Annotated in this window: 21 protein-coding genes and 1 other annotated feature (1 of these 22 only partly in view); of the genes, 18 read left to right on the top strand and 3 right to left on the bottom strand. The window is 38.3% G+C overall.

Translation table 11 applies throughout. The annotated features are described in order from the left end of the window. Positions 1 to 27 precede the first annotated feature (27 nt). The 9 genes from safA (at position 28) to yajC (ending at position 8,016) form a co-directional block, all read left to right on the top strand. The gene (safA, locus tag ACFFIX_RS01535) at positions 28 to 1,617 is read left to right on the top strand and encodes a SafA/ExsA family spore coat assembly protein (protein ID WP_378929796.1); all 1,590 of its coding nucleotides are present in this window, start codon (positions 28 to 30) and stop codon (positions 1,615 to 1,617) included. A gap of 201 nt (positions 1,618 to 1,818) precedes the next feature. After that, on the top strand, positions 1,819 to 2,550 hold the full coding sequence (locus tag ACFFIX_RS01530; protein WP_378929794.1) for a YhcN/YlaJ family sporulation lipoprotein: 732 nt from the start codon (positions 1,819 to 1,821) through the stop codon (positions 2,548 to 2,550). Positions 2,551 to 3,035: 485 nt separating this feature from the next. Next, complete coding sequence (locus tag ACFFIX_RS01525) at positions 3,036 to 3,584, top strand: BofC C-terminal domain-containing protein (RefSeq protein WP_378929792.1); 549 nt, start codon at positions 3,036 to 3,038, stop codon at positions 3,582 to 3,584. Between the two features lie 112 nt (positions 3,585 to 3,696). Next, positions 3,697 to 4,302, top strand: coding sequence for a Holliday junction branch migration protein RuvA (gene ruvA, locus ACFFIX_RS01520; RefSeq protein ID WP_378929790.1), 606 nt, complete (start codon positions 3,697 to 3,699; stop codon positions 4,300 to 4,302). 12 nt (positions 4,303 to 4,314) lie between these two features. Next, positions 4,315 to 5,316: a Holliday junction branch migration DNA helicase RuvB gene (ruvB, locus tag ACFFIX_RS01515; RefSeq protein WP_378929788.1), complete on the top strand. Its 1,002-nt coding sequence runs from the start codon at positions 4,315 to 4,317 to the stop codon at positions 5,314 to 5,316. Further along, positions 5,313 to 5,513, top strand: coding sequence for a DUF2905 domain-containing protein (locus ACFFIX_RS01510; RefSeq protein WP_378929786.1), 201 nt, complete (start codon positions 5,313 to 5,315; stop codon positions 5,511 to 5,513). Before ruvB ends, ACFFIX_RS01510 begins: the two co-directional genes overlap by 4 nt. Positions 5,514 to 5,531: 18 nt before the next feature. After that, complete coding sequence (gene queA, locus ACFFIX_RS01505) at positions 5,532 to 6,560, top strand: tRNA preQ1(34) S-adenosylmethionine ribosyltransferase-isomerase QueA (protein ID WP_378929784.1); 1,029 nt, start codon at positions 5,532 to 5,534, stop codon at positions 6,558 to 6,560. A gap of 22 nt (positions 6,561 to 6,582) precedes the next feature. Next, the gene (gene tgt, locus ACFFIX_RS01500) at positions 6,583 to 7,728 is read left to right on the top strand and encodes a tRNA guanosine(34) transglycosylase Tgt (protein ID WP_378929782.1); all 1,146 of its coding nucleotides are present in this window, start codon (positions 6,583 to 6,585) and stop codon (positions 7,726 to 7,728) included. Positions 7,729 to 7,752: 24 nt separating this feature from the next. Next, the gene (gene yajC / locus ACFFIX_RS01495; protein WP_378929780.1) at positions 7,753 to 8,016 is read left to right on the top strand and encodes a preprotein translocase subunit YajC; all 264 of its coding nucleotides are present in this window, start codon (positions 7,753 to 7,755) and stop codon (positions 8,014 to 8,016) included. A gap of 266 nt (positions 8,017 to 8,282) precedes the next feature. Here yajC and ACFFIX_RS01490 read toward each other — a convergent pair whose 3' ends face one another. After that, complete coding sequence (locus ACFFIX_RS01490; protein ID WP_378930348.1) at positions 8,283 to 8,645, bottom strand: TIGR04086 family membrane protein; 363 nt, start codon at positions 8,643 to 8,645, stop codon at positions 8,283 to 8,285. 229 nt (positions 8,646 to 8,874) lie between these two features. Between ACFFIX_RS01490 and ACFFIX_RS01485 the strand changes: the two genes are divergently transcribed. After that, on the top strand, positions 8,875 to 9,531 hold the full coding sequence (locus ACFFIX_RS01485; protein WP_378929778.1) for a DUF421 domain-containing protein: 657 nt from the start codon (positions 8,875 to 8,877) through the stop codon (positions 9,529 to 9,531). 104 nt (positions 9,532 to 9,635) lie between these two features. Here the strand turns inward: ACFFIX_RS01485 and spoVB are convergent, their stop codons facing one another. Then, positions 9,636 to 11,201: a stage V sporulation protein B gene (gene spoVB, locus ACFFIX_RS01480; RefSeq protein WP_378929776.1), complete on the bottom strand. Its 1,566-nt coding sequence runs from the start codon at positions 11,199 to 11,201 to the stop codon at positions 9,636 to 9,638. A 139-nt stretch (positions 11,202 to 11,340) separates the two neighbouring features. Between spoVB and ACFFIX_RS01475 the strand changes: the two genes are divergently transcribed. The 7 genes from ACFFIX_RS01475 to dtd all read left to right on the top strand — a co-directional run bounded on the left by ACFFIX_RS01475 (position 11,341) and on the right by dtd (position 20,574). Further along, positions 11,341 to 11,634, top strand: a complete 294-nt coding sequence (locus ACFFIX_RS01475; RefSeq protein ID WP_378929774.1) for a post-transcriptional regulator — start codon at positions 11,341 to 11,343, stop codon at positions 11,632 to 11,634. 54 nt (positions 11,635 to 11,688) lie between these two features. Next, positions 11,689 to 13,932, top strand: coding sequence for a protein translocase subunit SecDF (gene secDF, locus ACFFIX_RS01470; protein ID WP_378929772.1), 2,244 nt, complete (start codon positions 11,689 to 11,691; stop codon positions 13,930 to 13,932). Positions 13,933 to 14,167: 235 nt separating this feature from the next. After that, on the top strand, positions 14,168 to 14,518 hold the full coding sequence (locus ACFFIX_RS01465) for a LapA family protein (protein WP_378929770.1): 351 nt from the start codon (positions 14,168 to 14,170) through the stop codon (positions 14,516 to 14,518). Between the two features lie 59 nt (positions 14,519 to 14,577). Beyond that, a complete protein-coding gene (gene recJ / locus ACFFIX_RS01460; RefSeq protein WP_378929768.1) occupies positions 14,578 to 16,932 on the top strand; it encodes a single-stranded-DNA-specific exonuclease RecJ in 2,355 nt (784 codons plus the stop codon). A 16-nt stretch (positions 16,933 to 16,948) separates the two neighbouring features. Next, on the top strand, positions 16,949 to 17,461 hold the full coding sequence (locus ACFFIX_RS01455; RefSeq protein WP_378929766.1) for an adenine phosphoribosyltransferase: 513 nt from the start codon (positions 16,949 to 16,951) through the stop codon (positions 17,459 to 17,461). 354 nt (positions 17,462 to 17,815) lie between these two features. After that, on the top strand, positions 17,816 to 20,008 hold the full coding sequence (locus tag ACFFIX_RS01450; RefSeq protein ID WP_378929764.1) for a RelA/SpoT family protein: 2,193 nt from the start codon (positions 17,816 to 17,818) through the stop codon (positions 20,006 to 20,008). Positions 20,009 to 20,133: 125 nt separating this feature from the next. Further along, on the top strand, positions 20,134 to 20,574 hold the full coding sequence (gene dtd / locus ACFFIX_RS01445) for a D-aminoacyl-tRNA deacylase (protein WP_378929762.1): 441 nt from the start codon (positions 20,134 to 20,136) through the stop codon (positions 20,572 to 20,574). A gap of 161 nt (positions 20,575 to 20,735) precedes the next feature. Here the strand turns inward: dtd and ACFFIX_RS01440 are convergent, their stop codons facing one another. Further along, positions 20,736 to 22,496 (bottom strand): N-acetylmuramoyl-L-alanine amidase family protein, encoded by a 1,761-nt coding sequence (locus ACFFIX_RS01440; protein ID WP_378929760.1) that lies wholly within the window; start codon positions 22,494 to 22,496, stop codon positions 20,736 to 20,738. A 149-nt stretch (positions 22,497 to 22,645) separates the two neighbouring features. Between ACFFIX_RS01440 and ACFFIX_RS01435 the strand changes: the two genes are divergently transcribed. Continuing rightward, positions 22,646 to 22,819, top strand: a complete 174-nt coding sequence (locus ACFFIX_RS01435) for a hypothetical protein (protein ID WP_378929758.1) — start codon at positions 22,646 to 22,648, stop codon at positions 22,817 to 22,819. An 81-nt stretch (positions 22,820 to 22,900) separates the two neighbouring features. Next, positions 22,901 to 22,927: a binding site (T-box leader), on the top strand (it continues 206 nt past the right edge of the window).

Below are 22,927 nucleotides of genomic sequence, written 5' to 3'. Positions count from 1 at the left end.
ATAAAGATGTATAGGAGGGGGAAAACCTTGAAAATTCATATTGTCCAAAAAGGCGATACACTTTGGAAAATCGCGAAAAAATATGGAGTAAATTTCGATGAGTTAAAAAGCATGAATACACAGCTTAGCAATCCAGATCTTATTATGCCTGGCATGAAAATTAAAGTACCTTCTGGGAACGTTCCGGTGAAAAACGATGCGAAGGTTAATTTTTCTTCTAAAAAGGAAATGCCAATAGCTGATCACCCGTTTGCGAAGGAAAAACCAAAGATGGTAGCAGAGATAGAAGATACAAAACCGATGCCGATGGATAATAAGCCAAATATGCCGTACGTTGCACCAGTTCCAAATATTCAACAGCCCGCATATCCTGAAGTTGATGTGAATAATTACTATATGTTGAATATGGCGATGATGCCGCAAATGCCGAAACCACAACTTCCGCCAAAGCCGAATAATGTAATGCCAGAAATGATGAAACCGGTTCAGGAAGAAAAAGCAAAAGAAGCTCCTAAAACGCCGCCATATGCTGTATCACCAGCGCAACAAAAAGAGGAGCTAGAAGATATGGCCAAAATGCCTAATATGCCGAATACGCCACAAATGGCACCAATGCAAAACATGCCAATTCATACTGCACCGGCAATGCAATCACCACAATACATGGTACCTGTATCACCTGTTATGCCTGGATATGGTTTCTGTTATCCGACATACCCTAGTCAAGCTGCACCTGGGTTTTACCCTGCAATGATGCCAAATCAACCTTTTCAAAATGCAGTGAGTCCAGCTGAATATGATGAAGATGAAAATGAAAATGAAGAAATGGTTGCAGGAGCAATGGATAATATGCCAAATATGCCTTATCAGCCATATCCTAGTCAAGTTGCGCCTGCATACTATCCACCACCGATGGGGTATCCATATCCATATGGATGTGTTCCAGTAAGTCCAATCATGCCTGGTTCAGGTTTCGGGTATAATCCTGTGATGGGAGCTTACGGAGAGAATCCACAAATGGTTAGTCCGTATATGGATGATGATGACGATGATGATTATGAATACGATAATGTCTCACCGATGGCTGGCAATATGCCATATCCAAATCAAGTCTCTCCTGTTTATGATAATGGAAAAGACGATTGTGGATGCGGCGAGCAGCCTTATCAACAAAATCATCACGGGCAAATGAATCCATATCAACAAGGACCATTTGGTTATCAACAACCTGGTTACCCAATGGGACAATTCGGCCAACAACCTGGTTACCCAATGGGGCAATTTGGCCAACAGCCAGGTTACCCAATGGGAGGACAATTCGGCCAACAGCCGGGTTACCCAATGGGGCAACAATTCGGCCAACAGCCAGGTTACCCAATGGGAGGACAATTCGGCCAACAGCCAGGTTACCCAATGGGAGAACAATTTGGTCAACAGCCAGGTAATCCAATGGGACAATTCGGTCAACAACCCGGTTATCCAATGCAACAACAATACGGAGCACAAGGCCAACCTTTTAACCAACAAGGTGGTTATGGCTACAACCAAGGACAAATGGGCCCACAAGGCCAGATGTTCGGAATGCCTGATTATGATGACGATAATGATGATGATTAATAGTTAAGAAAGACATGAGACGGTGCAAATCGTCTCTTTTTGTATTTTGGATCTACGGTTGCACTTTATATTTCAAAGATTTTCTCCAATATGTTATTGAGTTACCGTTAACTAACAGATTGATTTTGCCTTAATGGTACAACCTATTGATGAGCGGATATTAATTTGCTCATTAAACGTACCTTCAAGGGGGTTTTTGCATTGAGGAAGACAGCTTCTACATTTGCAGCACTTGCAATCATGTCAACAAGCTTAGTGGCTTGTAACACTGATGAAGGTGCAATGGATACACGCTACGATAATAGCGCACGACCCATTGGTTACTATTCGAATGAAAATGTTAACCAAGGGAATGGTGCTAATGTTGATAATGATGGTCCAATCACTGAAATGATGGACGGTCAAGCAGATAACAATAATTATTTTACTCGAGTTAATAATCGTCATAACAACTTCAATAACGGCCAAATGGATAATCCAACGGTTCCACTAGGAACAAATGATGAAGGGTTAGTCAGAGATAATCGTTATAGTCATGGTGATGCAAATTATCATAACCATACGAAAGAAGTTGGTAATGATAATCGTGGCGACAAAGAATTATCTGAAAAAGTGGCGAACAAAGTTGGGAAAGTAAACAATGTTAATGATGTACAGACCCTTGTTACAGATGACAATGTTTTAGTGGCAATCGACACTAATGACCGAAATGATGCAGATATGAAAGAAAAAATTACCCGTGAAGTACGTAAAATGGTAAAAGGAAGAAATGTACAAGTTGTCACAGATGAAGGAACATTCACACGTGTTCGTGATATTAACAACGATATTCAAAACGGTGGCGAAAGAACTGATATTGACAATGATGTAGAAGAATTAATGAATGACCTTGGAGATGCCATTCAACGTCCATTTACTGGGGACCGCGACTAAGGAAAGTAAGGGGGAACTCCTCCTTACTTTTTTTATATTCGAATCAATAAAAGAAATGTCGGAAAAGGCGGTATCTTGTTGAAACGTCGATAAAATGAAATTTCGAAGATAAAACCTCTCTTTTCGTAGATAAGGTATTCCTTCAGCTACAATCCTAGAGGTGAAATTCCCCCGTATCACCATGTAAATCATAGAAAAAAACGATTAGAGTGACGAAATGACGTTTAGAGACAGAAAAGCGCTTTACTAATCTTATTATTTGAGCCTTTTACTCAAATCGACCTCAGTTTTTGGTTAGTCTAATTCAATCCTCATGCTCTCTTACCTGTTCATTGTTCACTATTCACACAGTGGATTCTTAGACCTAATCTGAAAACTCAATTGATATTTTTTGGTTAAAACTTCTATTTATGGTCACACTAAAAATGTGTAAGAAATAGAAGTTTTTTGTCATTTTCATTATTAAATTAGTAGAGGTGAGAGAGATGAAATTTCATCGCATTCAAATTCTTTTCGTCTGTTGGTTGAGTGTAGCTGCTTTTGTATTCTTTGTTACGACTCAACATGGTGCATCCGAAGGGACTAAATTAAAAGAAGAGAATGCAAAAGAAGTTAACGGACCGCTCACTGTTAGTGTTATTTTAGAACGGGTCTATTTGGACGGGGAAGTTAGCGAAGAAGTCACCCAAGAAACCATATGGTCGATGGAGGATTTTTGGGCAGCTTATCATGATTGGCAATTAATAGATCAAGATGAGGAACAAATTGTTTTTCAGAAAGAAATAGATGACATATCACCGCTTTTAAAGGCGAATGGTTACTTTGGAATTACGGGTGATAACACACTAACCATCTTTAATGGAAAACCATCAGATTCTGATGAAGTGATTCAATCCTTTTTTCAGTTAGATGTAAAAAAACTTGAAAGTAAAAAACGCGATGAGCTTAGAAAAGGAATCAGAATCGTCACGAAGGATCAATACTTAGAAGTGATTGAAACGTTTAAATCATATTCTTCAATAGAAGTGAAGTAGCATACAAAGTTAGTGCACATGCGCTAGCTTTTTTTGCCTTCAATAGAAAAATTCTTCTGCTAGCGTTCAATTTTTGATACAATGGGGTACAGTCGCAGGAGAGGTGAAACATATGATCGAATTTATTAGAGGATCAATTGATTACGTGACTCCAGAGTACGTTGTCATCGATCATCAAGGAATAGGCTATAAAATTCATACACCTAATCCATTCAGTTATTCAAAAAATACCCAAGATATCGTTGTCTATACATATCAACATGTTCGCGAAGATATTCTTGCTCTATACGGTTTTCAAACGAGAGAAGAAAAGGCTTTATTTATAAAATTATTAAATGTGACAGGCATTGGTCCTAAGGGTGCTTTGGCAATTCTTGCTTCAGGTAATCCTACACAAGTAATTGAAGCGATAGAGAATGAAAATGAAACCTTTCTTGTTAAATTCCCGGGTGTTGGTAAAAAAACAGCTCGTCAAATAATCTTAGATTTAAAAGGAAAATTAGGTGACGTTGCAACACATTATGCACCAGACTTGTTTACACATGATGATCATGACGCAAGAGAAACGTCGAATATCGCCTTAAATGAAGCGTTAGAAGCACTTAAAGTCCTAGGTTATGCAGAACGTGAAATTAAAAAAATCGTCCCTGCTCTTATGGAAGAAAGCTTAACGACCGATCAATATATTAAAAAAGCGTTGCAAAAGCTATTAAAGTAAGGTGATAAAATAATGGATGAACGCCTAGTATCAAGTGAAGCCGAATTGGACGAATCCTATCTTGAACAAAGCCTAAGACCACAAAATCTTGCCCAGTATATCGGACAAGATAAAGTGAAGGAAAACTTAAAAGTCTTTATTGAAGCTGCAAAAATGAGAAGTGAAACGCTTGATCATGTTCTATTATATGGCCCACCTGGTTTAGGAAAGACAACACTTGCGACAATTATTGCGGGTGAAATGGGTGTGAATATCCGCACAACCTCGGGGCCAGCTATTGAGAGACCTGGTGATTTAGCAGCTATTTTAACTGCATTAGAGCCAGGGGATGTTTTGTTTATAGACGAAATTCATAGACTTCAGAGGTCAATAGAAGAGGTCCTTTATCCTGCTATGGAAGATTTTTGTCTTGATATCGTGATCGGAAAAGGCTCGACAGCTAGGTCAGTTAGATTGGACTTGCCTCCTTTTACCCTCGTAGGCGCGACAACACGAGTTGGGCTTTTAACAGCGCCCTTGCGAGATCGGTTTGGTGTTTTAAGTAGACTTGAATATTATACAGAGAGTCAGCTTGCCAACATTGTAGAAAGAACAGCTGAAATCCTAGCGATTGGAATTGAAACTGAGGGTGCGTTAGAAATTGCGAGGCGTTCGCGAGGAACCCCGCGTATTGCCAATCGGTTGCTTCGTAGAGTGCGTGATTTTGCTCAAGTAATCGGAGAGAATAGTATTTCTAATCTACTTGCAAATGACGCATTAGAAAGGCTTCAAGTGGATCGTCTAGGTTTAGATCATATTGATCATAAACTACTCTTAGGTATAATTGAAAAATTCCGCGGTGGCCCTGTAGGAATTGATACAATTTCGGCGACAATAGGAGAAGAGTCACACACGATTGAGGATGTGTATGAACCGTATCTTTTACAAATTGGTTTCTTGCAACGAACACCAAGAGGAAGAATTGTAACAGAGTTGGTTTACAAGCATTTTCAGATGGAGGTTCCAGAAACATGATGGATTTTCCAAAAATACTGATGATAATTGGTGGCGTTTTGCTTCTCGTGGGCTTCTTTATGCAATTCATTGGAAAGCTTCCAGGTGATATTGTTTTTAAAAAAGGAAACACAACCGTATACTTCCCAATCATTACATCAATTGTGATCAGTATTATCTTGTCGGTCTTGTTTTCGTTTTTTGGTCGAATGAAATAAAGAAATTAGGTGAACAAAATGAAAGTAGAATTATTTGATTTTCATCTTCCAGAAGAGTTGATTGCACAGGTTCCTTTAGTAGAGCGAGATGCCTCTAAATTAATGGTACTTGACAAAGAAACTGGTAAGGTTGAACATTCTTCCTTTAAATCAATATTAAATTTGTTAAATGGTGGAGATTGCCTCGTTTTAAATGATACTCGTGTCTTGCCAGCAAGGTTATTTGGTGTGAAAGAGGATACGGGTGCTAGCATCGAGATTTTACTTCTAAAGCAGCAGGAAAATGATGTGTGGGAAACGCTCGTTAAACCAGCTAAACGTGTGAAGGAAGGCACAACCCTTACATTTGGGAACGGCGTGTTGAAAGCGCTCTGTGTGGGTACGACAGAACACGGTGGTCGACTGCTTCAATTTCAATACGAAGGTATTTTTTATGAGGTGCTAGAGTCACTCGGAGAAATGCCACTTCCTCCATATATTAAAGAAACATTAGATGACCAAGAGCGGTATCAAACTGTTTTTTCTCGCGAGCGTGGGTCAGCAGCGGCGCCTACAGCTGGTTTGCATTTTACAGAAGAGATTTTAGAACAGTTAAAAGAAAAAGGGGTCCATATTGCTTTTATTACGCTTCATGTAGGGTTGGGTACGTTTCGCCCTGTTAGTGCAGAGCGTGTTGAAGAGCACGAAATGCACTCAGAATTTTATCAAATGACAGAAGGTACGGCTAGGCTGTTAAATTCAGTGAAAGAGAGTGGAGGCCGAATTATTTCGGTAGGGACCACTTCCACAAGAACTCTTGAGTCAATTGCAACGAAGCATAACGGTACATTTGTTGAAGAAAGTGGCTGGACTTCTATTTTTATTTACCCAGGATATGAATTCAAAGCGATCGATGGAATGATTACGAATTTTCATCTCCCGAAATCATCACTCATTATGCTCGTAAGTGCGTTAGCGGGTCACCAAACAGTTATGAAGGCATACGAAACAGCTGTCGCTGAAAAATATCGTTTCTTTAGCTTTGGAGATGCAATGTTAATTTTGTAAAAGTTTGTTAGGAGGAAATAAGGTGTCAACATCACCAATTCGTTATGAGTTTATTAAAACATGTAAACAAACAGGTGCCAGACTAGGGAAAGTACACACTCCACATGGTTCCTTTGATACACCTGCCTTTATGCCAGTTGGTACACTTGGAACAGTCAAGACAATGGCTCCAGAGGAACTGAAGGAAATGGGTGCCGGGATTATCTTAAGTAACACCTACCATCTGTGGTTAAGACCAGGACATGAAATCGTTAAGGAAGCTGGCGGACTTCACAAATTTATGAATTGGGATCGGGCAATCTTAACGGATTCTGGTGGATTTCAAGTATTCAGCTTAAGTGATTTGCGTAAAATTGAAGAAGAAGGCGTTCATTTTAGAAATCACTTAAATGGTGATAAGTTATTCCTCTCACCTGAAAAAGCAATGGACATTCAAAATGCACTAGGATCAGATATTATGATGGCATTTGACGAGTGCCCACCTTTTCCAGCGGAATATGATTATATGAAGAAATCAGTCGAACGAACGAGCCGTTGGGCTGAACGTTGTTTGACTGCACATAAACGCCCGAACGAGCAAGGGTTATTTGGGATCATTCAAGGTGGAGAATATGAGGAGTTAAGAAAACAAAGTGCAAAAGATTTAGTATCACTCGATTTTCCAGGATATGCAGTTGGCGGCTTATCTGTGGGAGAACCAAAAGATGTTATGAACCGTGTTTTAGAGTTCACAACTCCATTGATGCCAGCTAATAAACCACGTTACCTCATGGGGGTAGGCTCGCCTGACTCATTAATTGACGGTGCGATTCGTGGTATTGATATGTTTGACTGTGTACTGCCAACGAGAATTGCTAGAAATGGAACTCTGATGACGAGTGAGGGAAGACTCGTAGTCAAGAATGCGAAATATGCGAATGATTTTAGACCTTTAGACGAGAATTGCGATTGCTACACGTGTAAAAATTACTCGAGAGCATATATTCGTCATTTAATTAAATGTGAAGAAACGTTCGGAATTCGATTAACATCTTATCATAACCTTCATTTTCTGTTAAAATTAATGGAGCAAGTCAGACAAGCTATAAGAGAAGATCGTCTAGGTGACTTCCGTGATGAGTTTTTTGAGCAATACGGGTTCAACAAACCGAACGCACGAAACTTCTAATACCATTTGAAAGGGGTGAAAAAAATGGATATGTTAACAACAGTCTTACCTTTGGTTTTAATGTTTGCAATTTTTTATTTTCTGTTAATTAGACCGCAACAGAAGCAACAAAAGAATGTTCGCACAATGCAAGAAAGCCTTCAAAAAGGTGATAAAATCGTAACAATCGGAGGCCTTCACGGCACTCTTGATTCAATTGACGAAGACAAAATTATTATCAAAGCTGGTGACGGATCACACTTAACGTTCGATCGCAAAGCAATTCGTGAAGTTGTAGAGAAAATATAATCTACATAGAAATAAAAAGCGGAAGCGCCTTGGTCAGCCCCGACAAGCATAAGACGATTATAAATAGAAGGCGGTTTTTGCCTTCAATTTATAATTGACTTATGACCTCGAGGCAGTTACAACCGCGACGTCCTGTCGCTGTAACTGCACTAGTGCGTCGGGGCTAGGCGCTGAAGCTGGATTCAGAAACGCAATCTCAGTAAAAAAGTGCGGATAATACCCGCACTTTTTATATGAGAAGACAAGCTATGTGTAGAGAACAATAATTAACTTCTTTCTGATGACAAATTGACCCCAAACACCCCACCAAACATCGCTACAAACAAAAATCCAACATGATATAAGGTTTGCTCAATGGTAAAGTTTTGGCCGTAGCCTAAAAACTGAAAAAGGTAAATGATGAGTGTATAAAGAAGAGCGGTAATCCCGCCAATTAACCAGCCCTTTTCCTTTCCCTTTCCACCAGAAACAAAGCCACCGATAAATACAGCAATAAAGGATATCCCTATTAATAGCCACGTAATTGAAGACTCAGTTAAATCTGTAAACTTTAATAACAGTGAAAAAACTAAGCTAGTTAACAAGGCAATAACAAAAATAGTCATAAGCCCATATGAAATTCCCTTCATCCATCTTTTTGGTTCCAAAAGATACCTCCCCTTTCCTATCTGTGCCAAGCTATGCTTGACTGTGCTCGTCTTATTTAAAGATTATTCAGAGGATAAAAAAATAGACTACAAATATTTTGTTGTACTTATCTCATTCGATTTAATAAGTCATCTTTGGGAAAATAAACACATAAAATGCTTCACTTCGTAAAAAACTACATTTAATCAGCGTAATAAAGGAGGCCATCATATGGAAATTTATCTCACCATTGTGGCTCGGACCATTTTTCTCTACTTTTTAGTTTTAGTCATTTTTCGTTTAATGGGAAAAAGAGAAATTGGGGAATTGAGCATCCTTGATTTAGTCGTCTTTATCATGATTGCTGAGATGGCCGTTACAGCGATTGAAGATACAAAGGATCCCCTTATACATACAGTAATTCCGATGGTCCTATTAATGGGTACTCAGATTTTGCTAGCCTTCCTCTCGTTAAAAAATCAAAATATCCGCAAGCTGATTGACGGAAAACCGACGATCATTATTGATCGTGGGAAAATTGATGAACATGCGATGCGAACCCAACGATACAACTTCGATGATTTAATGACACAATTACGTGATAAAAACATTAAAAATGTAGGAGATGTAGAATTTGCAATCTTAGAATCATCGGGAAAGCTATCAGTCGTTGAAAAGGAGAAAAATCAAAAAATTCAACCTGAATTGCAAATGCCGCTAATCGTTGATGGACTTATCCGAGAAGAAGGACTCCACCATTTAGGAAAAACAAATTTTTGGCTTAGGCAGGAACTCAGAAAAATTGGCTACAATGATATTAAGAAAATCTCGTTATGTAGTTATGGAAAAGGGATATTTTTTATTGATATTAAGGATGAGAAAAAATAGCTCTATTTTATGGCCAAACTGAAACTGAAAACTGCACGATTTCAAATAAACAAAAAAACAGGTAGGATCATTTTGATCTTCACCTGTTTTTTAAAATATCGGTATTATAAAATAAATTTTGCAAGAAATCCTCCAATATACGGAACGCGTTGTATTTCATCTTTTTCAACCAATCTCAAAACGAGTAGCAGGAAGCAATATGTAATGGATGTTAGGATAACCGCTAGCAACAACCGCACTGAAAGCGCACTTGTTACCAAAACATTTTCAAAAAGAAGAGTCCCTGCAAAGCCTGACAAAATCATCGATAAAAAGCTTTTCAAATAATCTTTTACGTGGATTGTATAGGATACTACCTTCACCACAGTAGCCAGGTGAAGAAGGGTAACGAGCATAATGCCAATAACAATGGCCAAACCAGCCCCCATTATGCCTAATGAAGGTTGAGTGGCAAGCGCAAAAATAATTGCTGTTTTAACAACAGCACCAATTAAACTATTAATCATTGCAGCTCTCGCTAAGTCAAGTGCCTGCAAAGCAGCTTGCAGAGGTCCTTGGAAATAGTAAAAAATAAAAAATGGTGCCATGACTTTTACAAAAATGGCTGCATGACTGCTTCCGTACATGACCTGCATTAGAGGTTCTGCAAATACATATAGAATAACGACCGCAAGACCACCACTTACAAAGGAAAGGCGTAATGCTTGCTGCAAACGGTGTTCAACAAGAAATAATTTTTTTTGCGCCATCGCTTCACTAATTGCGGGGACTAAAGAAGTTGATAACGAATAGGTAATGAACGACGGGAGCATTAATAGTGGGAGAGCGAACCCAACTAACTCACCATACTGCTTTGTCGCTAAAGTGGTTGCAACCCCAGCAATATACAAGCTCTGTGTAACAACAATTGGTTCGAAAAACCATGAAATCGAACCGATCAGCCGGCTACCAGTTGTAGGAATGGCAATCTTCATTAAATCATTCAGCGTGTCTTTGCCGTTTTTTATCGATTTAAAGAATTTTTTTCGCACTCTTATTTTCTTTTTCAATTTAAACATCGTAATTAGATAAATAAGTGAGATTAGTTCACCAATTACGGCAGAAATCATCGCACCAGCTGCAGCGTATTCAATTCCATAAGGTAAGAACAAACTTGTTAATAAGGCGACTAATGAAATTCGCACAACCTGTTCAAGAACTTGTGAAATCGCAGCAGGCTGCATGTTTTGTTTTCCTTGAAAATAGCCACGGATAACCGATGAGATGGCAATAATCGGAACAACCGGTGCAATTGCGAGTAACGGCCAGTAGGTACGTGGATCTGTAAGTAATGTGCTTGATAGAATGGGTGCTAAGAAAATCATTGCCGGTGTAAATAGTAGGCTAAGAGTACCTGTGATGGAAAGCGATACAACAAAGATTTTTTTTATTTTCCGTTGATCACCTTGTGCTTCAGCTTCTGCAACAAGTTTTGAAATGGCAACAGGTAAACCAAGTTGAGTAATGGTAATAACTAAAACAAGTGTAGGAACGGCCATCATATAGAGCCCAACACCCTCGGCTCCAATAAATTTAACAACAACAATTCGATTAATAAAACCTAACACTCTCGTGATTAATCCTGCTAAAATTAAGATAAGCGTTCCTTTTAGAAACGTTTGCTTTGACATGCTTCTCCCTGCCTTCTCAAAAAAGGTGATATCATATACAATTAAATATATGCGGACAAATGGGCCAAGCATGACAAGTTATCATCATTAAAATAAGAATCGTTAACAAGAAGGCTTTATAAAAAGGGAGTGAGACAAAATGGACAAGCAACCACTTGACAATTACAGACAACACGTGAAGCCAGCGATTATAAGTAAACTCGAAGAATTTAACTTACTAGGATACGAAGACGTGACTGAAGACAAACTATGGAGCTATTTAAAAAATAAAAAGTGGAAAAAAACAACCGAATTAGCCTTACATGAAGTTGTACGTGATATCCTCTCCTTAAAAGTTGGAGACTTTATGAACTACGCAACTGTAGAATCCTATAAAGGAACTAGCTGGTTTGAGAGTAATGAAGTTAAAAGCCCTTTGGAAGGGTTAATATAAGGAATATGATTCGAACTACATAGCAGTTTCAAAGAGTATGAAGGAGGATACATAATGGCAAAGCGTGGACGCATTATTGCGTTTTTTCTGATTATCCTTTGTGTAGCAAGTCTAGTTGGAGTTAACACAAACAGGGTAGCAGATAATATTATTTTAGGTTTAGATTTACAAGGTGGTTTTGAAATTCTTTATGAAGTGAAACCTTCAAATGAAGGAGATGTCATAGACCAAGATGTGCTAGTTAGCACAGTCAATGCACTTCAAAAACGTGCCAACGTGCTAGGTGTTAGTGAACCGAATATTCAAATTGAAGGGGACGACAGAATTCGTGTTCAGCTTGCAGGTGTTGAAGACCAAAACCAAGCGCGAGAAATTTTATCAACACAGGCAGAGTTAACATTCCGAGATTATCAAGATAAAGAAATGTTAAATGGATCAGACTTGGTTGAAGGTGGCTCAAAGCAGTCATTTGCTGAAAACGGACAGCCGAATGTTGCTGTTTCACTAAAGGATGCGACCAAGTTTAAGTCTGTAACAGAAGAAATTGTAGGAAATGCGCCAAATAATCAGCTTGTCATTTGGTTGGATTATAAAGAAGGAGATTCCTTCCAAGCAGAAATTGCAAAAGAAAATCCAAAGTTTTTATCTGCTCCAAATGTCTCTGAAGTCTTTAATACAACGGATGTCACGATTACAGGTGATTTTACATTAAAAGAAGCTCAAGATCTTGCGAATTTACTAAACGCGGGCTCTCTGCCAGTAAAATTGACGGAGCTTTACTCAACATCAGTCGGCGCTTCATTTGGTGAACAAGCGCTAGAGACGACTGTATTAGCGGGTATCGTTGCAGTTTCAATTATTTTCTTATTTATGTTGTTCTATTACCGATTACCGGGAGTAATTGCAATTATTACGTTAAGTGCTTATATTTACTTGATTTTACAAGTTTTTGACTGGATGAATGGTGTGTTAACACTTCCAGGAATTGCAGCCTTAATCCTAGGGGTCGGGATGGCAGTTGATGCTAACATCATTACATACGAACGAATAAAAGAAGAGTTAAAGCTTGGTCGGACAGTTCGCTCAGCGTTTCGTGCCGGAAATCGACGTTCGTTTGCGACAATTTTTGATGCAAACATAACAACCATTCTTGCTGGAGGCGTCTTGTTCTTCTTCGGAACTAGCTCAGTAAAAGGTTTTGCTACGATGTTAATTTTGAGTATTGTAGTTAGCTTCTTAACAGCCGTCTTTTTAGCAAGAATTCTATTAAGCTTACTTGTTGAAAGTCGCTGGCTCGATAACAAGAAAAGTTATTTTGGTGTAAAGAAGAAGCATATGCTAGATATCGTTGATACGAATGATGATACAGAGGCTCCAACTAGCTTCGACAATGTAGATTTTTTAAAGCATCGCAAAAAATTCTTTATGTTCTCAACGATTTTAGTGAGTGTCGGTATTATCTTATTACTTGTTTTTCGATTAAATTTGGGAATTGACTTTTCTAGTGGCACTCGTGTCGAGGTTTTATCAGATTCTAGTTTGACGAAACAAGAATTAACCGAGGAAATGGAAAGATTAGATATCGAGGCAAGTGATGTTGTTCTTTCAGGAAGCAACAATGAAGTAGGTGTTGTTCGTCTACTAGGTGTTTTAACTCAAGAAGAAATTGCGGATTTAAAAAGTCACTTTAGTGAAAAGTATGGATCAGAACCAAATGTTAGTACCGTTTCACCTACAGTAGGAAAAGAGCTGGCGAGAAACGCTATAATTGGCCTATTGATTGCTTCATTAGGAATCATCCTTTACGTATCAATTCGATTTGAACTATTCATGGCAGTGGCCGCAGTTGTTGCTCTCCTTCATGATGCATTCATTACGGTTGCCTTTTTTAGCATTACAAGGCTTGAAGTAGATATTACGTTTATCGCAGCCATTTTGACGATCGTTGGTTACTCAATTAATGACACAATTGTAACTTTTGACAGAATTCGAGAGTTATATAAGAAAAGGCGCGTTAAAACAATTGCAGATTTAGAATTCATCGTAAACAAGAGCTTGCAACAAACATTTACAAGGTCAATAAACACTGTTCTAACCGTTGTAATTGCTGTTATTGCCCTTCTCATCTTTGGAAGTGAGTCAATAAGGAACTTCTCAATTGCCTTATTAGTCGGGTTAGTAGCAGGAACGTATTCATCTCTATTTATTGCCTCTCAGCTATGGCTGGTTTGGAAAGGAAAACAATTAGGTAAGAAAAAAGAACCAAAGAAAGAGCTAAGTGACGAACCACAAGTATAAACGGCAAACCACGGGGATTTAGCTCTCCGTGGTTTTTTACGATCTATTTTTCTTTTAAACAAGAAAATTGAGCGGTACTTGGATAGAATAGAAAGGATGTTTTAATACAAATTGAAATTGGGTAAAACCAAAAGATGGAGATAAATGTAGTATCGTCAGTGCTTACATACACTTATGCCGTTTAACTCTGATACACTAGGCTTCTAAAACAGAATGTAGAAAGGAGTTTTTCTCCATGCAACGACAATGGAGTATTATTTTAGCTATTTTATTTGCACTAATTATTGCAGTATTTGCGGTTATTAATGTTGATCCAGTCGAGGTCGATTATTTATTCGGAACATCGCAATGGCCGTTAGTTCTAGTGATTCTAGGTTCTGTTTTAATGGGAGGATTTATTATTGCATCAACTGGAGTTGTCCGTATCATTGCTTTACAAAGAAAATTAAAAGCTGCTGAAAAAGAAAACGCACACCTTAAAATGGAAATTGAAGCATCGAATAAAAAATCACACATAATTGAACCCACTCAAATCAAAGACAAAGAAAAACGAGAAATGATCGACGAAGAAAGTAATCTCCAATAATCCACCATTTGAAACCCGTTAGCCCCTTTAGTATAATAGGGGGGTTAAGGGGTGAAAGTATGTTAAAAGCTAAAACAAGATGGACAATACAGCCATCTGATGAAAAAACAGTACAAGCTTTAGTGAATGAGCTATCGATAACGCCTCTAGTTGCCTCATTACTCGTAAAACGTGGATATACTTCTGTAGAAGCTGCAAGTGAATTTCTAAAAATTGAAGAACAAACCTTCCACGATCCTTACCTATTAAAAGATATGGACATTGCCGTCCAAAGAATAAATGATGCAATTAAGCAGTCTGAAAGAATATTAGTTTACGGAGATTATGATGCAGACGGTGTTAGCAGTACAACCGTATTACTAACTACGCTCCAGAAGCTCGGCGCAGATGTAGATTATTATATTCCTAACCGCTTTTCTGAAGGCTATGGTCCAAACGAAACTGCCTTTCGAAAAGCACATGAAAATAAAGTAAACTTAATTATTACCGTTGATACGGGAATATCGGCTGTGCATGAAGCGAGCATTGCAAAGGAACTTGGAGTCGACTTGATCATTACAGACCACCATGAACCAGGACCTGTTCTTCCAGATGCTCTCGCAATTCTTCATCCTAAACAGTCAGGTTGTTCTTATCCGTTCAAAGATTTAGCTGGAGTAGGAGTTGCATTAAAACTTGCTCATGCTTTACTTGGTGAAATACCAAAAGAATTATTAGAATTAGCAGCAATTGGTACAATAGCTGATTTAGTGCCCCTACATGGCGAGAATCGATTGATTGCCAGGAGAGGTATTCAGCAGTTAAAAGAAACAAAGAGAATCGGGTTAAGAGCACTTCTGAAGGTCGCTGGCTCTAACCAATCCGAGGTTAACGAGGAAACGATTGGATTTGCATTGGCTCCAAGAATAAATGCTGTCGGTCGCTTACAATCTGCCGACCCTGCCGTTGATCTGTTAATGACAGAATTAGAAGAGGAAGCATTCGAGATTGCGAATGGAATTGATCTACTAAACAAGGAACGCCAAAAAAATGTTAGTACGATTACCGAAGAAGCAATCGAAGAAGTTGAAAAAAGCTTTCCAATAAGCGAGAACTCAGTCCTCGTAATTGCAAAAGAAGGATGGAATCCCGGAGTCGTTGGGATTGTAGCTTCAAAGCTTGTCGAAAAATATTACCGTCCTACGATCATTCTATGTATAGACAATGATAAAGGAATTGCAAAAGGCTCAGCACGAAGTATTGCTGGTTTTGATTTATTTGAAAGTTTATCAGAGTGTAGAGATATTCTTCCTCACTTCGGTGGACACCCAATGGCCGCGGGTATGACGCTTAACATGGAGCACGTAGATGAGCTAAGATCTCGTCTCATCAAAATTGCTGACAGTACAATGACTCAGGAAGATTTTACACCGATAACGACTGTAGATGTAAGGTGTTCACTTGAGGAAGTCACTGTGCAGTCAATTGAAGAAATGCACTTATTAGCACCATTTGGAATGTCAAATCCTAAACCTGTTGTGTTAATTGAAGATGTGACTCTTGGGAATGTTCGCAAAATCGGGACAAATCAAAATCATCTCAAAATGGTATTAGAAGTAGAAGGTACCTCTATTGATTGTGTTGGTTTTGGATATGGGTATGTTCATGATGAGCTTTCTCCGGCAACTACATTGTCTGCGATTGGGCAGCTTTCAATTAATGAGTGGAACAACTTTCGAAAACCACAATTGATGCTTCAGGATCTTTGTGTAAATGAGTGGCAACTTTTCGACCATCGCGGCACGAACAACATCGAAAAGCTCATCCAAACGATATCAAAAGTTCAAAGCCACATTATAACCTTTCAACACGAGATGTATGAACGTGTAAAAAAGATCGATTCTAAAGCAGAAGTTTCTTTTATCCAATCAAAAGATGAAGCGTTGAATATAAATGTATCGAATAAGTATGTTGTTTTTGTTGATACTCCACCATCAACCGAGCTCCTTTACAGTCTTTTTGACAAAGGGAAGCCTGAAAGAGTTTATGCGATTTTTCTTCAGGAAAATGATAACTTTTTTGCAACAATTCCAACAAGGGACCACTTTAAATGGTTTTATGGATACTTGTTAAAACGAGGACCATTTGATTTGAAACACAAAGGTGAAGAATTAGCTCGTCATCGTGGATGGTCAAAAGAAACAATTGAATTTATGTCAAAGGTGTTTTTTGAATTAGAATTTGTTACAATAGAAAATGGCATTATTTCGATTCAAACACAGTCATCCAAAAGAGACTTATCCGAATCAATATTATTTGCTAAAAAGCAGCAGCAAATTGAGCTTGAAAAAATGTTATTATATACATCTTACCAGCAGTTGAAGTTATGGTTTAATGAACATATGAATTCTACTTCTAAGCTTGTAAATGTATGAGGAGGACAAAGGAAAAATGGATTTAAAGCAATTCATAACAGTTGTGCCCGATTATCCGAGACCTGGTATCCAATTCAAGGATATTACGACGCTAATGGATAACGGTGATGCTTATAGATATGCAACAGATCAAATAGTTGACTACGCTCGCGAAAGACAGATTGATCTTATCGTTGGCCCAGAAGCGCGTGGCTTCATCATTGGATGCCCAGTCGCATACTCATTAGGGATTGGATTTGCTCCGGTTCGTAAAGAAGGTAAATTGCCTCGAGAAGTCGCTCGAGTTGAATATGGCCTTGAATACGGCAAGGACGTCCTTACGATCCACAGAGATGCAATTAAGCCAGGTCAACGTGTACTTATCACAGATGACTTACTAGCAACTGGTGGTACAATAGAAGCAACAATCAAGCTTGTTGAGGAGCTAGGCGGAGTAGTCGCAGGAATTGCTTTTCTGATTGAACTCTCCTACTTAGATGGTCGAAATAAATTAGACAAATATGATATACTAACATTAATGAAATTCTAAACAAACAATAAGCACTCGAAATAAGGGTGCTTATTTTATTTATATAGGTATCTTGGAATTAGAAGAACCAACAATGTTTGTAGGAAGCGCGAATTTTTAGTAGAAATGCCCATGGTCAATTACGTAAAGATTGCCCTCGTTTTTGTTGTCCATACCTTCCTTTATAGCTGAAAGCCATTTATTGGACAGGTAATATAGCTAGATACCTCTTTACTTATGCTTATTTTTTATTGATAATGGTTACAATAAAGTTTTCATTATAATTGCGAGTTCAAGGCTTGTCATATAAATGCGCGGTTCGAATCGCGACAAATTGTATGTGACACTTTGAACAACCTCCAAAAAGGTGATTCTATGGCAAACGAACAAGTATTAACCGCTGAGCAAGTAATTGAAAAAGCACAAAGCTACTTATCAAAAGAGGATCTCTCTTTTATTCGTCGTGCTTATGATTTTGCTGAACTAGCACACCGTGAACAATACCGTAAATCGGGTGAACCATATATTATCCATCCCATTCAAGTTGCTGGTATTTTGGTTGATTTAGAGATGGATCCATCAACAATTGCTGGAGGGTTTCTACACGATGTCGTAGAAGATACAGACGTGACCCTTGAGGACCTAAGCGAAGCATTTAGTGCAGAGGTAGCAATGCTTGTCGATGGTGTGACAAAGCTAGGGAAAATTAAATACAAGTCTCAAGAAGAACAACAAGCAGAAAATCATCGGAAAATGTTTGTGGCTATGGCTCAAGATATTCGAGTCATTTTAATTAAACTTTCCGATCGTCTCCATAACATGCGTACTCTAAAACATCTTCCACAAGAAAAACAACGGAGAATTTCAAATGAAACGCTCGAAATTTTTGCGCCTTTAGCACACCGCTTAGGGATTTCAAAAATAAAATGGGAACTCGAAGACACAGCTCTTCGATACTTAAACCCACAGCAATATTATCGAATCGTTAATTTAATGAAGAGAAAACGTGCCGAACGATTGCAGTACTTAGATGCAGTTATTGATGAAGTACGAAATCGTGTCGACGAAGTAGATATCGAAGCCGATTTTTCAGGACGTCCCAAGCATATTTACAGCATCTATCGAAAAATGGTGTTACAAAATAAGCAATTTAATGAAATCTATGATTTACTGGCTGTTCGAATTGTTGTTAACTCGATTAAAGATTGCTATGCCGTTCTTGGAATCATTCATACATGCTGGAAGCCAATGCCAGGTAGATTTAAAGATTATATTGCGATGCCAAAGCCGAATATGTACCAATCCCTTCATACAACGGTAATTGGGCCTAAGGGAGATCCTCTTGAAGTCCAAATTCGAACGCTTGAAATGCATCAAATTGCAGAATATGGGATAGCTGCTCACTGGGCCTATAAAGAAGGGCAAGAAATTGATGAAAGAACCATGTTAGAAAAAAAATTATCATGGTTTAGAGAAATTCTTGAATTTCAGAATGATGTAACAAACGCAGAAGAATTCATGGAATCATTGAAGATTGATTTATTTTCAGACATGGTCTTTGTTTTCACGCCTAAAGGGGATGTATTAGAATTACCCTCAGGCTCTGTCCCAATTGACTTTTCGTACAGAATTCATTCTGAAATCGGAAATAAAACGATTGGTGCTAAAGTGAATGGAAAAATGGTCACCTTAGATTATAAACTCAAAACAGGGGACATTATTGAGATTTTAACATCAAAACATTCCTATGGCCCAAGTCAAGACTGGCTGAAACTAGCACAAACATCGCAAGCGAAAAATAAAATCCGCCAATTCTTTAAAAAGCAACGTCGTGAAGAAAACGTTGAAAAAGGGAAAGAGTGGATTGAAAAAGAAATTAGGAACCTCGAATTTGAGTTGAAAGAAGTAATGACTTCTGAAAATTTAAATCGAGTTGCAGAAAAGTTCAACTTTTCAAATGAAGAGGATATGTATGCAGCTGTAGGGTACAACGGAATTAGCGCCTTGCAGGTTGCAAATCGTCTAACTGAAAAGTGGCGTAAAAAACGAGATCAAGAACAAGAAAAAGCGATTCAAGAAGTTGTAAGCGAAACCCGTCCACAATCTTCAAGAAAAAGAGATGCAGGTGTTCAAGTAACAGGCATTGATAACTTACTAATTAGGCTTTCAAAATGCTGTAACCCTGTACCAGGTGATGAGATTGTTGGTTTTATTACGAAGGGAAGGGGAGTCTCGGTTCATAGAGATGACTGTCCGAACGTACACACAGATGATGCCAAAGAGCGGCTTATCGATGTTGAATGGGAGCATCAACTACAAGGTCGTAAAGAATACAATGTAGAAATTGAGATACTAGGTTATGATCGTCGCGGACTACTTAATGAGGTTTTACAGGCTGTAAATGAGACAAAAACAAATATTTCGTCTGTTGCTGGTAGATCGGATCGAAACAAAGTAGCGACGATTAATATGGCAATTTCGATTTCTAATATTAATCATCTTCATAAGGTGGTCGAACGAATCAAGCAAATTTCTGATATTTATTCAGTTCGTCGAGTGATGAACTAATAAAAAGCGGAAGCGCCCCTTTAGCGACGTATGGACTGGACTGAGGCGCTGGAGCTGGATTCAGAAACGCTAACTAAGTAAAAGAATTTATACTTTCTGATTCTTTAAGAAGGGAATTTTGACCTTTGAAAGTTGTAGTTCAACGCGCAAAAAATGCAAGTGTAACGGTTAATCAAGAGGTTGTTGGAGAAATTGAGCAAGGGTTAATGGTGTTAGTCGGAGTTACGCATGATGATGAAAAAAAGGATGCTGAGTTTTTAGCAGACAAAATAGTTAATCTGCGAATTTTCGAAGATGAATCTGGGAAAATGAACCACTCATTACTTGATTTGAATGGACAAGTCTTGTCGGTCTCGCAATTTACGCTGTATGGTGATTGTAAGAAAGGAAGACGTCCTAATTTCATGTCCGCAGCTAAACCAGATGTAGCCAACCCTTTGTACGAGTTTTTCAATGACAAGCTGAGAGAAAAAGGAATTACTGTCGAAACAGGTGTTTTTGGTGAAATGATGGATGTACAGTTTACGAATGTCGGGCCTGTTACGTTAATTATTGAAAGTAAATAATAGAAAGTTAAAAAAAAGCGCAAGCGCCTTGAACAGCCTTAGGCATAGCATAAGGCGCTGGAGCTGGATTCAGAAACGCAAACTGAATCATAGAATTATATAATTTCTGATAGTACAAGAAAGGCGTCACACAATTGGTGTGACGCCTTTTTTGCGATTACTTATTTAAAATGCTTTGCCAATCCAGTGTAAATAGCTTGTGATACTCTTTCTTGATAACTATTTGTTCCAACTGTTAATTCTTCTGTGCTATTACTTATAAAACCTAATTCTAGTAATACGGAGGGCTTCTTATTTTCACGTACTACATGAAAATTCCCATACCTAACACCACGGTTTTTTATATTTGACTGCTTTGCAAGCTCGTTGTGAAGTGAGGTTGCTAAAGGCTTGTCTTTTAATGAATTATAGTAATAACTAGTCACTCCTGTAACACTTCTGTTAGCGAAACTATCATAATGAACACTAACAAAGGCATCAGCATCTCGGTAATGTGAGGTACTTATTCGTGAGTTTAAACTAATATAACTATCATTCGATCTTGTTAAAAAGACATTTGCTCCGGAGGCTTTAAGTTTGTCAAAAATGAGCTTGGAAGTTCGCAGAGTTAAGTTTTTCTCTAAGGATCCTCTTGCACCAACTGCACCGCTATCTCGCCCACCATGTCCTGGATCAATGACAATTGTCTTGTTTTTTAAGTACTGCTGCACACCGGGACGACTTACTGTATCCGACACACCTGCAGTTTCGACGACCCACCCTGCAACATAGCCAGCCCTATTGTTTGGCAAGCTAATTTTATACCAATCTCCTTTTGTTTCTTGTATCGCAAATTGCTGTCCAGAGTTTCCTCTTGAAACAATCGAGTGACCTGTTGAGGGACCTGAACGGATGTTTGTTCCATTATAAATAATTTTGACACTTTTATTTCCACTCGTTGAAGTAGGTTGGCTTGTTTCAGCGATTTTAGTAATATACCAACTTGCAACCCAGCCAGTTTTGTTTGTTCCATAAGAAATTTTGTACCACTTGTTAGCTTCTTCTAGCAACGTTACTTTTGTTCCTTTTGTAATAGCGCCGACAACTTTTCCATTCATGGCCCCACTACTACGTACATTAATGGAGGTTGCTGAGACCGTTCCATTGCCTAGTTTAGAAGTTGTAGTTGTAGGAGGAGCCGCAGGTGTTGTCGTATTTGCTACTTCTATTTTTAAATAGTCACTATGTACCCAGCCTTTTAGGTTTTTAAAGTGTATTTCGATCCATTTTCCTTGTTGTGTAACGATTGATACAGAAGCTCCATTTTTTAAGCTACCAAGAACAGATCCTTGTGTAGATGGTGTTTTTCGAACGTTTAAGGATGTTGCGTTCACTTTTCCAGTTTTCCCAGTGCTACTTTGACTAGAAGCAGGAGGAGCTTTTACTTCTGTGTATTTCACATAACTTGATGAAACCCATCCTTGTTTGCCAGCCAAGGATACTTTAATCCAGCTTCCACTTTTTTCAACAAAGCTGGCTTTTTTTCCTTTTTCAAACACACCAATTACTGGGAATGTTGTTCCGGGACCTGAGCGAATTCGTAAGCCGGTTGCAGAAGATTCCACTGTATTTGAACTGCTAGATCCTTGACTAACCGATACCTTTGCTTTTTTTTGATTAACAAGCCAAGCGGCAACCCAACCTTTTTGGTTACTAGATAGCTTTAATTGAACCCAATCATTTTTTTTATCGACAATATCATAGTTTTGTCCCTTTTTGACTTTTGCGACAACCGAATAGCTTAGCCCTGGTCCACTCCGTACATTTAACAAATCAACATTAATGACTGCCTGATCACTTGCTAAAGTCTTTTGAGGTATAAGAAAAAAGCTAGCAATTAATAGTGTGAAACAAGTAAAAACAGTTAGAACTTTACGAAACAATGGTAAATCCTCCTTCTTTTTTGTTAAACACGAGGCATCCTAAACATTTTCTCTATTAATATCGGTTATACCTTGAATTTCTGAAATATTTCTTACAAAAAAGGAAATAATAATTAGTAGGTAACTTACTGAAAGGGTGTTGACAAAATATGAGACATAGTCAAAAAGGGGAGCTATCCCATTCGAATAATGAAAAGTTTGGTGTAGACTTTCATGATTGTATCGCGAACGAACAGCAAACCACATCTTTTGAACTTGCTTCAGAATTCGGTTTATCGCTAAGAGAGGTGAAGAATTTTAAAAAACAATTAAATCGTTCTTGACATACCTGTCATTGCATACGTATGATAAGATATAATTCTAAATCAAAGATTAATTCTACATTTACATAATCAACTAAATTGATCGAACCAGTGATGGAGAAAAGTAGG

Origin of the sequence: Metabacillus herbersteinensis (assembly GCF_042433335.1) — a bacterium.
GTDB classification, from domain to species: Bacteria; Bacillota; Bacilli; order Bacillales; family Bacillaceae; genus Metabacillus; species Metabacillus herbersteinensis.
This window is presented reverse-complemented; position numbering and strand designations above follow the sequence as displayed.